This window comes from Cloacibacterium sp. (assembly GCF_047601505.1).
Taxonomy (GTDB): Bacteria; Bacteroidota; Bacteroidia; order Flavobacteriales; family Weeksellaceae; genus Cloacibacterium.
In genome coordinates this window covers 172501-187472 of sequence record NZ_JASGJD010000001.1, presented here as the reverse complement: position 1 = coordinate 187472, position 14972 = coordinate 172501, and the positions used below count along the sequence as shown (strand labels likewise).

The window sequence follows — 14972 nt, the reverse complement described above, 5'->3', positions numbered from 1 at the left end:
TTAACTTTGTTAAATATAGAAAATCAATGAAAAAACAAAAACTACTGTTTTTAATTCCTTTATTAGTTTTATTAACGTCTTGCATCACCACAAAAGACGTGAGGTATCTACAGCCTAACGAAAATTTACAGCTTAATTCAGAAGGTTTGGTTTCTTATGAGAATATACCGAAGTATCGTATAACAAAAAACGATATGTTGAAACTTAATATTATTACAACACCAAAAGGAGATGCAGCACAGTTTTATTCTAGTCTTAATGCACAGCAAGGGGTATCTGCTGATGGTGGGGGAAGTTTTTATTTCTCAGGACTTAATATTGATGAAGCAGGGTATGTTTATATTTTAGGAATGGGAAAGGTAAAAGCAGAAGGTAGGACAACCACTGAAATAGCTGCAGATATTCAACAAAAAGTTAACGAAAATTTCATGCCTGAAAAGGCTGAAGCTAGAGTTTTTTTAGAGGGAATTAGATATTCTTTTGTTACGGATGTTGATGGTAAAAACTTTGTTAAAGTAAGCCCTAGAGCTACTCTTAGCATTATGGAGGCAATTGCTGAAAGCGGAGGATTGGATCGACATGTTGATAGAAGAAACATAGTGGTTTATAGAATGTTTCCTGAAGGTATAAAAAAAGCGCAGATAGATCTTACTAGAGAAGATATTCTGAATTCCCCCTATTTTTGGGTTCAGAATGGAGATATTTATATGTTTAATACAAGATCAAGGAGTTTTTATGGCTTTGGCAAAGAACCAATTCAAACTTTAACGACAGGGGTAAGTTTGTTAACGACAGCATTATCTATTTACTTACTTTTTTCAAGATTTTAAGAAATGATACCAGAGGACAAAACAAACAATAGAAAAGAGAAACAGGAAGATAAAGAAAAAAATAATTCTTTTGATTTTTTTAATGTTGAGCATTTTATTAGAAGATTGCTCAAGAATTGGTATTGGTTTTTAATGCTTGGTATTTTTGGTTTTTTTATCTCTTATGTTTATAATAAATACTATGCACAAAGAGTTTATGCCTCTAGTACAGTGATAAGTATATCTAATAATTCAGCAAGTTATTTTACTCCAAATCAATCTATCAATTTTATTTGGGGGCAAAATGGAAACACAGAAGGATTATTTTTGAAAAAATTGTTAATGTCTAGAACTCATAATGAATTTCTTGCACAAGAGTTGGATCTGTTTGTTAATTATTCAACCAAAGGTAGATTAAAAAGCACATATTTAGACAAGAATGATTCTCCCGTCTATTTTATCGTAGATAAAAACCATCTTCAGTCTGTAAATATTCCAATTACTTTAATTCCGAAGTCTGGTGATAGATACGAAGTTACATTGCCAGAGGGGTTTGGTGTAAATTCATTATATGATTATAAAACAGAGAGTTATAAAAAGACGCCTTCTATTAATAGATTTCCAAATAAAACTATTTCTATAAATGAATGGTATGATACTCCTTTTTTGAAATTCAAACTTGTTAAGAATGTTTTCCCTCGGGAGGTGGAAGTAGATAATGTGGTAGTAAATTTAAGTACGATAGATCAAACTGTAAATGATATAAATTCTAGCCTTTCAGTAGATTTTGATAGCGAAATTAATTCTTTTATGATTATAACTAAAAAAGGGTATAATCTAAATAATACTGTCAGTTTTTTGAATGAAAGCATTAAGGCTTTAATAGAGAAACGGAGAATTGATAATTCTATTGTAGATAGAAATACAGTAGGATTTATAAAAGAAAATTTAGAAAAAGCTAAAATAAAATTAGATTCTAGCTCTGCAGCTTTGAATTCAGTAAAAATGCAGGAAAGAATGTTAGATGGAAAGGGAGATGTGGAAGGAACTTTTTCCGAAGTGAAATCTTTAGAAGAAAAAAAAGCTGAAATTCTCACAAAAATTAATGCTTTAAATACAATTCGTAATTCTGTGAGTAATAATATTGACAATGTGATCAGTATTAATACTGCAGGTGTAGAGGATGGAGGGTTTAATGCTTCAGTTTCTGAAATTAAATCTCTTTATAAGCAAAAGGCTGAACTTTCTAAAATATATACTCCAAAATCAGAACCTATACAAGAAATAAATCGATTGATAAATGAAGCTAAAAGTACTTCGTTCGGACAATTGAGAAAATATTATGATGTTTACAATGTTCAGTTAGGTACAATTAATGGTAAAATATCTAATTTAGAATCCGAATTAGGTTCTTTACCATACAAACAACAAAAATATTTAGATGCAGAAAGAGGTTATACTATTAATGAAGCTACGTATAATTTGCTTTTAACAAAACTTTCGGAAGCCGAGATGAGGTTGAAAACCAATGTTTCTGATATTTCTGTAATTGATAAAGCTAAAAATCTCGGACAAGGTCCCATTGCTCCTAATACTTCATTCATAAGAAATGCTTTGGTGGGAGGCTTTCTTCTCTTCCCTTTTATCATTTTATTGATTGTAGAGTTATTAGATAATAAAATTAGGGTAGTAAAAGAAGTGGTGAATGCTACAAGATTGCCACTTTTAGGAGTCGTAGGAAAAAATAATCACGAGAATAATTTAACCGTTTTAGAACAACCAAAATCTTCTGTTTCAGAGGCATTTAGAGGCGTTAGAGCTAATCTTAGATTTTTGTATAATGAAGATGGAGAAAGCAAAGTAATTTTGGTTACTTCTTCTATCGGAGGCGAAGGTAAAACGTATGTTTCTATAAATATTGCTTCGGTTTTAGGATTAAGTGGTAAGAAAACAATTTTGTTGGGGATGGATTTAAGAAAGCCAAAGATTTTTGGTGATTTTAAAGTGAACAATAAGTACGGAATTTCTAATTATCTTACTGGCGAAGTAGAAATTGAGGATATTATTAATAAAACCTCTATTCCGCATTTGGATGTAGCTACATCGGGACCAATTCCGCCAAATCCTTCGGAACTTTTAATGAGTGATAGAAATAGAAAATTTATCGAAGAATTGAAAAAAATCTATGATTTTATTATTATAGACTCTCCGCCAATTGGTTTGGTAGCAGATTCTTTTGAGTTAATGAAATATACAGATGCAAACGTATATGTAGTGAGACACGAATATACCGAAAAGTATATGCTTAAAATGATTACAGAGAAGTATCAGAATAAAGAAATTCAGCATATAGGAATGATTTATAATGACTTTTCGGTTCAAAAAGGTTATGGATACGGCTATGGCTATGGCTATGGATACGGTTATGGATACGGCTATGGTTACTTCGAAGAAGATGCAAATTATAACGAGCCAACTTTGATAAAAATTAGGAACAAAATAAGAAAGATTTTTAATACATAATAAAGACTGCTCCTTACCAAATAAGGAGCGTTTTTGTAGAGCAAACAATAATTAGAATTAAATTGGGTTTTTACTATAAGTAATTTATTAATTTTTTATGCTTTTTACAGAAATATTTAACTAAACATTAAGATTAGTCTTAATGTAAAAATGTTTTATATTTGCACATTAGTAATAAGCTGAAATGTTATCATTAGCAAACAGCAACAATGAAGAGAAACATAATAGTATTTTTTGCCATTTTGATGGGTAATCTTTTTGCATTCGCTCAAAGACACGAAATCGGTATTCAGTTAGGAACAAGTAATTTGGTAGGAGATATAGGGAAATCCAAGTACCTTAATCCCTTTCCAAATAATATGAACAATATTTCTAATGATGGATTGCCCTTTTATGCTGCACTTATGTATAGGATGAATTTTAATCCTTATCAATCTCTTAGATTTAGATTTGCATATAATCATGTTCAGTTTAATGATAAATATGCTCAAGAATATTACAGACAGAATAGAGGATATTCTGGTACCAACTCAGTTTACGAGCTTTCTGCTATTTTTGATTACAATTTTTTGCCAGTAAATGATGAGCAAAGAAGCATGTTGAGTCCTTATATTTTTGGAGGACTTTCAGGATTGTTCTTCTCTAATACTCAAATTACTGCGGTTAATGATTTTTACAGAATAGGAGGCGTGGCAATAAATCCAGAAACGGATGTTGTTCCTGATGCACTAATTGAAAATGGTCAAGAAGATTTCAAAACAAATTTCACGTATGGAAAAAGTGCAACTAAATTTTCGGTGGCAATTCCTTTTGGTGTCGGTTTGAAGTATAAATTTAATTACAATTGGGCAATCTTTGGCGAATTGATGTTTCGAGCAACTTTTACAGATGCCATAGATTATAGTAAGATGGATAATAGTGATGTTAAAAAAACATACAATAGAGATATTTTAGCATCTGCCAATAGTACAAAATCTCTATTACAGACAGAACCTTATCTTACGGTATCTGACCAAAGAGTTGAAGATTATCTAAAAGCAAGAGAAGTGGGAAATATAAATTCTAAAGATTGGGTTAATACAATATCTTTAGGAATTTCTTATTCTTTCGGAAGACCTGCTTGTTATTGCCAAGACAAATAAAAAATGAAGGAAAATTTACTAGATAAAATTGATAAAGCTAACGTGCCAAAACATATTGCCATTATTATGGATGGTAACGGAAGGTGGGCTAAATCTAGAGGAGAAGAGAGAACTTTTGGTCACAAAAATGCAATATCAGCAGTTAGAAATGCTATTGCAGCCTGTGCTAAAGCAGAAGTAGATTATCTTACACTTTATACTTTTTCTACAGAAAATTGGAATAGACCAGAAGACGAAGTTAGTGCCTTGATGACTCTTTTGTCTGAAAGCTTAATTAAAGAATCAGATGAATTAATGTCTAAAGAAATAAGAATGCACGTAATTGGTGAGATAGACAAACTTCCTGATTTGGTAAAAGAACAACTGCTAAATGTAGTAGAAGTAACAAAAGGAAATTCTAAAACTAATTTAGTTTTAGCACTTAGTTATGGATCGCAAAGAGAAATTCTAAATGCAGTAAAACATATTGCACAAGAAGTGAAAGACGGAAATCTAACAATAGATGCAATAGATGAAAAAGTAATAGAAAGCCATCTTTATACTAAAAATATACCTCCAGTAGATTTATTAGTAAGAACAAGTGGAGAAATTAGAATTAGTAATTTTTTACTTTGGCAGATAGCTTATGCAGAATTACAATTTTTAGACATATATTGGCCAGATTTTTCGGAGGAAGATTTATTCCAATGTATATTAAATTATCAAAATAAAGAAAGAAGGTTCGGGAAAACCAGCGAACAAATCATTAATTAAAAATCATAGAAAGAATAATTATACCAATGAGATATATTTTCATCCCAATTTTAATATTTTTTACTTCTGTAAGTGTTTCGGCACAAGTTGCCACTACCTCAGAAACTACTACTCAAAACCAACCGCAATCTAGCTACGTATTGAAGGATATTGTTGTAGATGGAGTAAAGAAATTCAGTCCGGCTCAGATTCTTAGATTTACAGGTCTTAGCAAAGGAGAAATGGTAGAAATTCCTGGGCAAAAAGTAAGCAATGCCATCAAAAAACTTTGGGAATCAGATTCTTTCTCTGAGGTAGAAGTTTATGTAGAAGACATTGATGGACAAAATGTTGTGCTGAAATTCCGTCTTCAAGATTTAATGGAACTTGGTGAGGTTAAGTTCAAAGGAAAAGGAATTGGTAAGTCTAAAAACGAGAAACTTATTAAAGACAATAGTCTAAAGCCTGGTACAAAAATCACCAACAATCTTATCTCTACTCTTAGTACTAAAATACCCGAAGAATATAAGAAAAAAGGTTTTGCAGATGCTAAAATTACCATTCAAGATAAAGTGAATGCTAATGACCCTAATCTTATCGACTGGACAATACAAGTAGATAAAGGCAAAAAAATTAAAATTGCTAAAATAGAATTTGAAGGAAACGAACAAATTTCTGATGCAAAACTTAAGAAAAAAGGTTTCAAAGATACCAAACAAAAAACCTTAAGCCTTAAAGGTATTTTTAAACCTTCAAAATTCATCAGAGAAAAATATGATGAAGATAAAGTGAATTTAATTAAATATTACAACTCTTTAGGCTTTAGAGATGCAAGAATCCTTTCTGATTCTGTTTGGAGAAACGATAAAGGTTTTAATATTAATGTAAAATTGAATGAAGGTAAAAAATATTATATCGGAGATATTAGCTTCATTGGGAATACCTCTTATTCAACAGAAGTTTTACAAAAATTATTAGGTTATAGAAAAGGAGAAATCTATGATGCTGTAGGATTTAACAAAAAAGTTGGAGAAGATGGAGGTAAAGAAGATGATTCTGATATCAAATCTTTATATCTTAATAATGGATATCTGTTCTCTAATGTTGTTCCTGTAGAAAAAGCAGTGAGAGGAGATTCTATAGATATTGAAATTAGAATTAAAGAAGGAGAAAAAGCAGCTTGGAATAGAATAACTTGGTCTGGTAATACTACAACTCACGACCACGTAATTCTTCGTTCTCTTAGAACTAAACCAGGGAATTTATTCTCTAAATTAGATATTAAAAGAACTTATTTTGACTTAGCGGGGATGCAGTTTTTTGATCCTCAACAAGTTGGTCAAGATGTAGTGCCTAATCCTCAAGACAATACGGTAGATCTCCATTGGAAATTAGTAGAAAAAGGTTCTTCACAAGTACAGTTGCAAGCTGGTTATGGTGGTAGCTCTTTTATTGGAACTTTAGGTTTAACTTTCAATAATTTCTCTCTAAGAAATTTCTTGAAACTTAAAGATTTCAAACCAGTTCCTCAAGGTGATGGACAAACATTATCAGTTCAAGCTCAAGCTGGTCAGTATTTCAAAAACTACAGCTTATCTTTTACAGAACCTTGGTTGTTTGGTACAAGACCTACGGCTCTAAGTGTTGGTTTAAATCACTCTTCGGTTAATTATACAGATATGTATGGCTCATCTCAGAAATTAAATATTTTCTCGGCAAGCCTTGGTCTTAATAAATTGTTGAATTGGCCAGATAACTATTTTTCTTTATATACAGGTATTGCTTATCAAAGATATAATTTCAGTAATTATCCTTTCCAATTTGGAGGAACAACAGTATATAATGGCAATGTAAATAACTTTAGTTTTAACGTAGGCTTAAGTAGAAATTCTGCAGGTTACGACCCAATTTTCCCAACTACAGGGTCTAACGTTGAAGCGTCTGTAAAATTTACACCACCATATTCTTTATTCCAGAAAAAAGATTACTCTTCTATGACAGCTCAAGAGAAATACAAGTGGATGGAATATTTCAAAGTTAAATTAAAAGCAGATTCTTATAGCGAAGTTCTAGGTAAATTAGTTTTAAGAAGCAGTGCTGAAATGGGATTCTTGCAAGGTTATAAAAAAGAATTAGGAGCACCACCTTTCGAAAGATTCTACGTTGGTGGTACAGGTTTGTTTGGAGGTAGATTTGATGGTAGAGAACTTATCCCACTTAGAGGTTATGAAAATGCTTCAACAGAAGGTGGAACTTCTACAGATATTACACCTTATGGTGGTGGTACTATCTACAGTAGATACACTGCAGAATTAAGATATCCAATCTCTATGAACCAAACGGCTAAGATTTTCGCATTAACTTTTGCAGAAGCAGGAAATGTATGGAGCAATTTTTCATCTTTTAATCCGTTTCAGTTAAAAAGATCTGTAGGTGTTGGGGTTAGAGTTTATATGGGAGCATTTGGATTAATCGGTTTCGATTTTGCTTATGGATTTGATAAATATATTGGTGGTAGCGAGCCTTCAGGATGGAATACTCACTTCTTAATGAATCAGTCTTTGTAATTTGAAAAACTATGAAAATATTTAAAGTTTTAATTTCTTTTATAATTGTTATATTTGCATTCTCATATTCTAATGCACAAAAAATTGGAGTAATAGATACCAATTATATTCTAAGCAAGTTGCCTCAATATACAGAAGCGCAATCTAGATTAGATGCTCAGATTAAAGGTTGGGAAGACCAATTGCAGAAAATGCAAGCAGAATATGACACCAAAAAAACTTCTTTCGAAAATGAAAAAGTTCTTCTCGTAGGAGAACAACTTAAGCAGAAAGAAACAGAAGTGAAAACTTTAGAAAAAAATATTCAAAAGTTTATTGCTGAAAAGTTCAGCGGAGAAGGAGAAATTAATAAATTTAGAGCCAATTTGGCAAAACCTTTTCAAGACCAAATTCTTAATGCCATTAAAACAATTGTAGAGAAAAATACTTTGGGCATAGTTCTTGATAAAAGTAATAACATAAGCGTAATTTTTTTAGACAAAAGATACGATTATACAGACAAAGTTTTAGATTATTTGCTTAAAACTCCCGCTTCAAAAGAGGATAAAAGCAAAGACAGTAAAACAAAGAATAAAAAATAAGTAAAATAATAAACAATTAAAATTTTTAGGAAAGATGAAAAAATTAAGCATTTTATTTGCAGCGGTAGTGATGTTCATGTCGTTCGGAGTTGCAAAAGCTCAAAAAGTGGCTACTGCTGATGTTTCTGCTATATTAAACATGATGCCAGAAAAAATAAAAGCAGAAGAGCAATTAAAAGCTTTTTCTACAGCTAAACAAGCTGAGATTGAAAAACTAGCAACAGTATGGCAAGCAGATGTTGAAAAATATAAAACGGCTGCTGAAAAAATGACTCAGCCTCAAAGAGAAGCTAAAGAAGCTGAATTAACTAAAACTCAACAACAAATTCAAGCAATGTCACAAGCAGCTCAAAAAGATTTTAACGAAAAATCTGAAGCAGCTTACGGACCAATCGAAAAAAGATTAAACGATGCAATCACTAGAGCTGCTAAAGCTAACGGTTGGGATTTTGTTTTTGATTCTGCTACTAACGGACTTATCTACAAAGCAGGCCCAGATGCTACTGCAGCGATTAAAAAAGAATTAGGTCTTTAATATTTTATTAAGATATACCAAGCCACCTTTCACAAGGTGGTTTTTTTATTTATTTTTGTATAGAAAATCTATTAAAATGGTTTTCAATAATAGTTTTATAATTTGACGTATGAATAAAGAAGTTTCTACAACAGTAAAAATAAGATTTAGCGATTGCGACCCAATTGGGCATCTTAATAATGTAAAGTATTTAGAATATATGCTCAATGCGAGAGAAGATCACGTGGAAGAGTTTTATGGATTTACTTACGAAGAATATCTTAAAAGAACAGGTTGTGTTTGGATTGCTATCCAAAATGAAATTGCTTATCTTAAAGAAGTAAAAGCAAATACCAAAGTAATTATTAGCAGCAAAACAATAGAAATGAGCGATAGAGTTTCTAAAGTTGAAATTCTAATGAAAAGCGAAGACGAAAAAACCATTAATGCAGTTCTTTGGATTACGGTAATTTATTTCAATATGAGAACAAGACAATCTGAAGTTCTTCCTCCAGATGAAAAAGCATTTTTTGATAAGTATTTAATTGAAGTAGAAGAGAAGGAATTTAAAGATAGAGTTTTTCATTTCAGAAAGCAAAATAAAATAATAAATGGAAACTAAGAAAATATTAGTAACAGGCGGAAACGGACAATTAGGACAATGTCTCCAAAAATTGTCTTTAGATTTTCCTCAGTTTGAATTTATTTTTACTGATTCTAATTCATTAGATATTACAGATAAAGAAGCTGTTCTTCATTTTTTTTGGCAAAATGAACCTTCAGTTTGTATTAATGCTGCAGCTTATACAGCAGTAGATTTGGCTGAAAGTGAAGTAGAAAAGGCGTTTTTGATAAATGCAGACGGTACGGAGAATTTAGCCGAAGCTTGTAAAGAATATAACGCTCAGTTTATTCATGTTTCTACAGATTATGTTTTTGATGGTGAAAACAATTTGCCTTATTCTGAGGAAGATTTCACCAATCCAATTGGTGTTTATGGTGCTTCTAAATTATCTGGCGAAGAATTGGCTTTAGAAATAAATCCCTGCACCGTTATTCTTAGAACATCTTGGGTTTATTCGGAGTTTGGCAAAAATTTTGTAAAAACAATGTTGAATCTTTTTTCAACAAAAGAAGAATTAGGAATTGTTGCGGACCAATTCGGTCAACCAACCAATGCAAATGATTTAGCTGAAGCCATTATGAAAATTGTATGTTCAGAGAGAATAACTCCCGGAATTTTTAATTTTTCTAATTATGGAAAAATTTCGTGGTTCGATTTTGCAAATAAGATTAAAGAATTGTCTCATTCAAATATCAAATTAAATAAACTAGAAACTTGGCAATATCCAACACCTGCCAAAAGACCAAAGAATAGTACTTTGAATTTAGAAAAAATTCAAGATATATATAATATTCAACCTAAAGACTGGGAAGAAAGTTTGGCAAATTGTGTGGAAACACTTAGAAGTACATAATCTCATGAGAAAATTTTTATACATATATATATTATTATATAGTAGTTTCTGTTTTTCGCAGACGGTTTATCTAACGGAAGCAAAAAGTATTGGTAACAACAAAGACAAATTTTTGTATGCTTTGCAAAAAGAACCAGATTCTACAGTGGCTCATTATCTTGGTAAAATTGAAGTTTCAGGTTTTTCTAATAATGATGTAGCAGTTTTTGGAGAAATTTACAAAAAAGCAAAATCTGTTTCTGCGAATTGTTATTATCTCAAATTGCCAGAAAGTATAGATGGTAAAACTCAGTTCAATCCTAATCATTATACATTATATATATATGATGCGGATGCTTCTAAAATACAGAAAAACGAAAACACTGTTTATCTTATAAATCCTAATAAAGACGTAGATGTTAGAATTAATGATAAAAAGGTAAAACTACTAACAAGGTCTTATATAAAAATTGATTTGTCAAATAATGATATTACCGATGTTTCTGTAGGAAAATTTTTAGGTTCAAGAATCAAACTTCAAGGTAAAGAAGGGCAACAAGAACAATATTTTCAGATTTTTGGAAAAAAAGTCAGTGCAAATTCTCCTTCAAACCCAGGAATTAATTTTAAAACAGGAGATATTGTTGGTCTCGAAAAGTCATTTGCTAACTTTTTAATAACAATTTATAAAGAAAATTGAGCAATTATTTTACGTAATTATAAGTTTTTAAAGCTTTGTCGAAGATTTTACATCAGAGACAAAGCTTTTTTTAATTTAAATCAGCGTATTTTCTTGTCCTTTTTGTTGGGTTTTGGTTTTTATTTTAACTTGATTTTATTGATTTGATAATTTTATATTTGTTTTTAGTGCTTGTTTTGAATGATTCGTAAAAATAATAATAAAAAATTATGAAATTTTTCATGCTTTTAATCAGTGAGTTAGAATAGAAATTAAATAATTTGAAAAAAAACACTAGATTTCATTTGGAACTAGAGAAAAAAAGGGACTACTTTTGCACCACTCAAAACGAAAGAGTAGCGCAGAGAAACATTGAAAACAAGCCAAGACCAGACAGCTAAAATTTTTAAAAAAAGATTTGGCAGAAATGAAAAAGTTACTATCTTTGCAGTCCCAAACAAAAAGGGAGAGAAGAAGTAGTAATAGAAATTAACGGGACGAATTTAAGTCAATCTAATTTAGAAATAGTGAGACTGAAGGTTCTGGAAATAAAAACAATTTTTCTTCAAAAAAGATTTGGTCAGGTAAAAATAAATAATTACCTTTGCACACGCAAAACTTAGGAAGCTAGACAGATGCTTAAGGAGTGGAAGCGAAAGAAAAGAGATCATTGAAATACAATATACAACCAAGTAAAAAAATAAGAACCAAAGCGAAGTCAACTTTGAGTGAGTCAGACAAACATACAATGGAGAGTTTGATCCTGGCTCAGGATGAACGCTAGCGGGAGGCCTAACACATGCAAGCCGAGCGGTATTTCTTCTTCGGGAGAGAGAGAGCGGCGTACGGGTGCGGAACACGTGTGCAACCTGCCTTTATCTAGAGGATAGCCTTTCGAAAGGAAGATTAATACTCTATAATATATTAATTGGCATCAATTGATATTGAAAACTCCGGTGGATAGAGATGGGCACGCGCAAGATTAGCTAGTTGGTGAGGTAACGGCTCACCAAGGCAATGATCTTTAGGGGGCCTGAGAGGGTGATCCCCCACACTGGTACTGAGACACGGACCAGACTCCTACGGGAGGCAGCAGTGAGGAATATTGGTCAATGGGTGCAAGCCTGAACCAGCCATCCCGCGTGAAGGATTAAGGTCCTATGGATTGTAAACTTCTTTTGTATAGGGATAAACCTACCCTCGTGAGGGTAGCTGAAGGTACTATACGAATAAGCACCGGCTAACTCCGTGCCAGCAGCCGCGGTAATACGGAGGGTGCAAGCGTTATCCGGATTTATTGGGTTTAAAGGGTCCGTAGGCGGACTTATAAGTCAGTGGTGAAAGCCTGTCGCTTAACGATAGAACTGCCATTGATACTGTAAGTCTTGAGTATATTTGAGGTAGCTGGAATAAGTAGTGTAGCGGTGAAATGCATAGATATTACTTAGAACACCAATTGCGAAGGCAGGTTACCAAGATATAACTGACGCTGAGGGACGAAAGCGTGGGTAGCGAACAGGATTAGATACCCTGGTAGTCCACGCTGTAAACGATGCTAACTCGTTTTTGGTACTTCGGTATCAGAGACCAAGCGAAAGTGATAAGTTAGCCACCTGGGGAGTACGCTCGCAAGAGTGAAACTCAAAGGAATTGACGGGGGCCCGCACAAGCGGTGGATTATGTGGTTTAATTCGATGATACGCGAGGAACCTTACCAAGACTTAAATGGGAATTGACAGTTTTAGAAATAGAACTTTCTTCGGACAATTTTCAAGGTGCTGCATGGTTGTCGTCAGCTCGTGCCGTGAGGTGTTAGGTTAAGTCCTGCAACGAGCGCAACCCCTGTCACTAGTTGCCATCATTCAGTTGGGGACTCTAGTGAGACTGCCTACGCAAGTAGAGAGGAAGGTGGGGATGACGTCAAATCATCACGGCCCTTACGTCTTGGGCCACACACGTAATACAATGGCCGGTACAGAGGGCAGCTACACAGCGATGTGATGCAAATCTCGAAAGCCGGTCTCAGTTCGGATTGGAGTCTGCAACTCGACTCTATGAAGCTGGAATCGCTAGTAATCGCGCATCAGCCATGGCGCGGTGAATACGTTCCCGGGCCTTGTACACACCGCCCGTCAAGCCATGGAAGCTGGGGGTACCTGAAGTCGGTGACCGTAAAAGGAGCTGCCTAGGGTAAAACTAGTAACTAGGGCTAAGTCGTAACAAGGTAGCCGTACCGGAAGGTGCGGCTGGAACATCTCATTTTAGAGCGTCATTAGACGTAAAACAAAATTAAGTACGAAAGTACACAAGAACTTACTTAAGTTCGCTTTGGTTTTTTTACTGGTTTATATAAAAAATACAACACCCACTAGAAATTAGTAAAGGGATAGAGATAATTAACAATTATTAATTGATAATTAAAAAAGTCTCGTAGCTCAGCTGGTTAGAGCGCTACACTGATAATGTAGAGGTCGGCAGTTCGAGCCTGCCCGAGACTACTAATTAAGGAGTTAGGTAATATGATTTAGGTATTAGGGAATAGTGAAAGCTAAACACCAATAACTAACAACTATAAACTAGCAACTACTAGAGGGGAATTAGCTCAGCTGGCTAGAGCGCCTGCCTTGCACGCAGGAGGTCAAGGGTTCGACTCCCTTATTCTCCACCGTTTTAGAGGTTTAATTTAAAAGTTACGGATAGAGCCAAAAACAATATTCGTTCATTAAACTGATAAAAAGAAATAAAGATCATTGACATAAACGATAAAGACATCACAAAGAGATAACCGAGCACTTTCGAGTGCCGGCAAATTAGGAAAGAAATCGTTAAGGGCGTATGGCGGATGCCTAGGCTTTCAGAGGCGACGAAGGACGTGGTAAGCTGCGAAAAGCTACGGGGATTGGCACACACGAATTGATCCGTAGATATCCGAATGGGGCAACCCAATACATTGAAGATGTATTACCTCTTAGGAGGAGCAAACCAGGAGAACTGAAACATCTAAGTACCCTGAGGAAAAGAAATCGAAGAGATTCCGTAAGTAGTGGCGAGCGAAAGCGGATTAGCCCAAAAGTCTTTATATATTTAGAAGAATGTTCTGGAAAGAACAGCCATAGACGGTGATAGCCCGGTATTCGAAAGGTATACATAGATGATAAATGAGTAGGGCGGGACACGTGAAATCCTGTCTGAATATGGGGGGACCATCCTCCAAGGCTAAATACTCCTGAAAGACCGATAGTGAACAAGTACTGTGAAGGAAAGGTGAAAAGCACTTCGAATAGAAGGGTGAAATAGAACCTGAAACCGTACGCCTACAAGCGGTCGGAGCACATTAATTGTGTGACGGCGTGCCTTTTGCATAATGAGCCTACGAGTTAATTTTACTAGCGAGGTTAAGGACTTCAGGTCCGGAGCCGAAGCGAAAGCGAGTCTGAATAGGGCGGATAGTTAGTAGGATTAGACGCGAAACCTTGTGATCTACCCATGGGCAGGTTGAAGCTCTGGTAACACAGAGTGGAGGACCGAACCGGTTGACGTTGAAAAGTCTTCGGATGACCTGTGGGTAGGGGTGAAAGGCCAATCAAACTGGGAGATAGCTCGTACTCTCCGAAATGCATTTAGGTGCAGCGTTGATTTATAGTTTATTAGAGGTAGAGCTACTGATTGGATGCGGGGGTTTCATCGCCTACCAATTCCTGACAAACTCCGAATGCTAATAAATGTTGATCAGCAGTGAGGGCATGGGTGCTAAGGTCCATGTCCGAAAGGGAAAGAACCCAGACCAACAGCTAAGGTCCCCAAATATATGTTAAGTTGAAGCAACGCGGTTGGACTGCATTGACAGCTAGGATGTTGGCTTGGAAGCAGCCATTCATTTAAAGAGTGCGTAACAGCTCACTAGTCGAGCGGTCCGGCATGGATAATAATCGGGCATAAACATATTACCGAAGCTATGGATTTGTAAT

General features: G+C 34.2%; 10 protein-coding genes, 2 tRNA genes and 2 rRNA genes (1 of these 14 running past the window's edge). All 14 read left to right on the top strand.

Features of this window, described 5'->3' with window-relative positions; all coding sequences use genetic code 11:
* Positions 1 to 26: 26 nt before the first annotated feature.
* Positions 27 to 830, top strand: coding sequence for a polysaccharide biosynthesis/export family protein (locus tag QM746_RS00800; protein ID WP_414982470.1), 804 nt, complete (start codon positions 27 to 29; stop codon positions 828 to 830).
* 3 nt (positions 831 to 833) lie between these two features.
* Positions 834 to 3332 carry a polysaccharide biosynthesis tyrosine autokinase gene (locus tag QM746_RS00795; RefSeq protein WP_414982469.1) on the top strand — a complete coding sequence of 833 codons (2499 nt, stop codon included), beginning with the start codon at positions 834 to 836 and terminating at the stop codon, positions 3330 to 3332.
* A gap of 209 nt (positions 3333 to 3541) precedes the next feature.
* The gene (locus QM746_RS00790; protein WP_414982468.1) at positions 3542 to 4474 is read left to right on the top strand and encodes a DUF6089 family protein; all 933 of its coding nucleotides are present in this window, start codon (positions 3542 to 3544) and stop codon (positions 4472 to 4474) included.
* Between the two features lie 3 nt (positions 4475 to 4477).
* Positions 4478 to 5227 (top strand): isoprenyl transferase, encoded by a 750-nt coding sequence (locus tag QM746_RS00785; RefSeq protein ID WP_414982467.1) that lies wholly within the window; start codon positions 4478 to 4480, stop codon positions 5225 to 5227.
* Positions 5228 to 5253: 26 nt separating this feature from the next.
* Entirely contained in the window at positions 5254 to 7773 is a 2520-nt protein-coding gene (bamA, locus tag QM746_RS00780) for an outer membrane protein assembly factor BamA (protein ID WP_414982466.1), read from the top strand.
* An 11-nt stretch (positions 7774 to 7784) separates the two neighbouring features.
* Positions 7785 to 8354: an OmpH family outer membrane protein gene (locus QM746_RS00775; RefSeq protein ID WP_414982465.1), complete on the top strand. Its 570-nt coding sequence runs from the start codon at positions 7785 to 7787 to the stop codon at positions 8352 to 8354.
* Positions 8355 to 8388: 34 nt separating this feature from the next.
* The gene (locus QM746_RS00770) at positions 8389 to 8889 is read left to right on the top strand and encodes an OmpH family outer membrane protein (RefSeq protein WP_414982464.1); all 501 of its coding nucleotides are present in this window, start codon (positions 8389 to 8391) and stop codon (positions 8887 to 8889) included.
* Between the two features lie 109 nt (positions 8890 to 8998).
* Positions 8999 to 9490: an acyl-CoA thioesterase gene (locus tag QM746_RS00765; protein ID WP_414982463.1), complete on the top strand. Its 492-nt coding sequence runs from the start codon at positions 8999 to 9001 to the stop codon at positions 9488 to 9490.
* Complete coding sequence (gene rfbD, locus QM746_RS00760; protein ID WP_414982462.1) at positions 9480 to 10346, top strand: dTDP-4-dehydrorhamnose reductase; 867 nt, start codon at positions 9480 to 9482, stop codon at positions 10344 to 10346. Before QM746_RS00765 ends, rfbD begins: the two co-directional genes overlap by 11 nt.
* A 4-nt stretch (positions 10347 to 10350) precedes the next feature.
* On the top strand, positions 10351 to 11025 hold the full coding sequence (locus tag QM746_RS00755) for a hypothetical protein (protein ID WP_414982461.1): 675 nt from the start codon (positions 10351 to 10353) through the stop codon (positions 11023 to 11025).
* Between the two features lie 724 nt (positions 11026 to 11749).
* A 16S ribosomal RNA gene (locus QM746_RS00750) occupies positions 11750 to 13266 on the top strand.
* A gap of 162 nt (positions 13267 to 13428) precedes the next feature.
* Positions 13429 to 13502: transfer RNA gene (locus QM746_RS00745), tRNA-Ile, on the top strand.
* 93 nt (positions 13503 to 13595) lie between these two features.
* Positions 13596 to 13669: transfer RNA gene (locus QM746_RS00740), tRNA-Ala, on the top strand.
* A gap of 150 nt (positions 13670 to 13819) precedes the next feature.
* A 23S ribosomal RNA gene (locus tag QM746_RS00735) occupies positions 13820 to 14972 on the top strand (it continues 1628 nt past the right edge of the window).
* Together the 16S and 23S rRNA genes with 2 tRNA genes alongside form the textbook arrangement of a ribosomal RNA operon.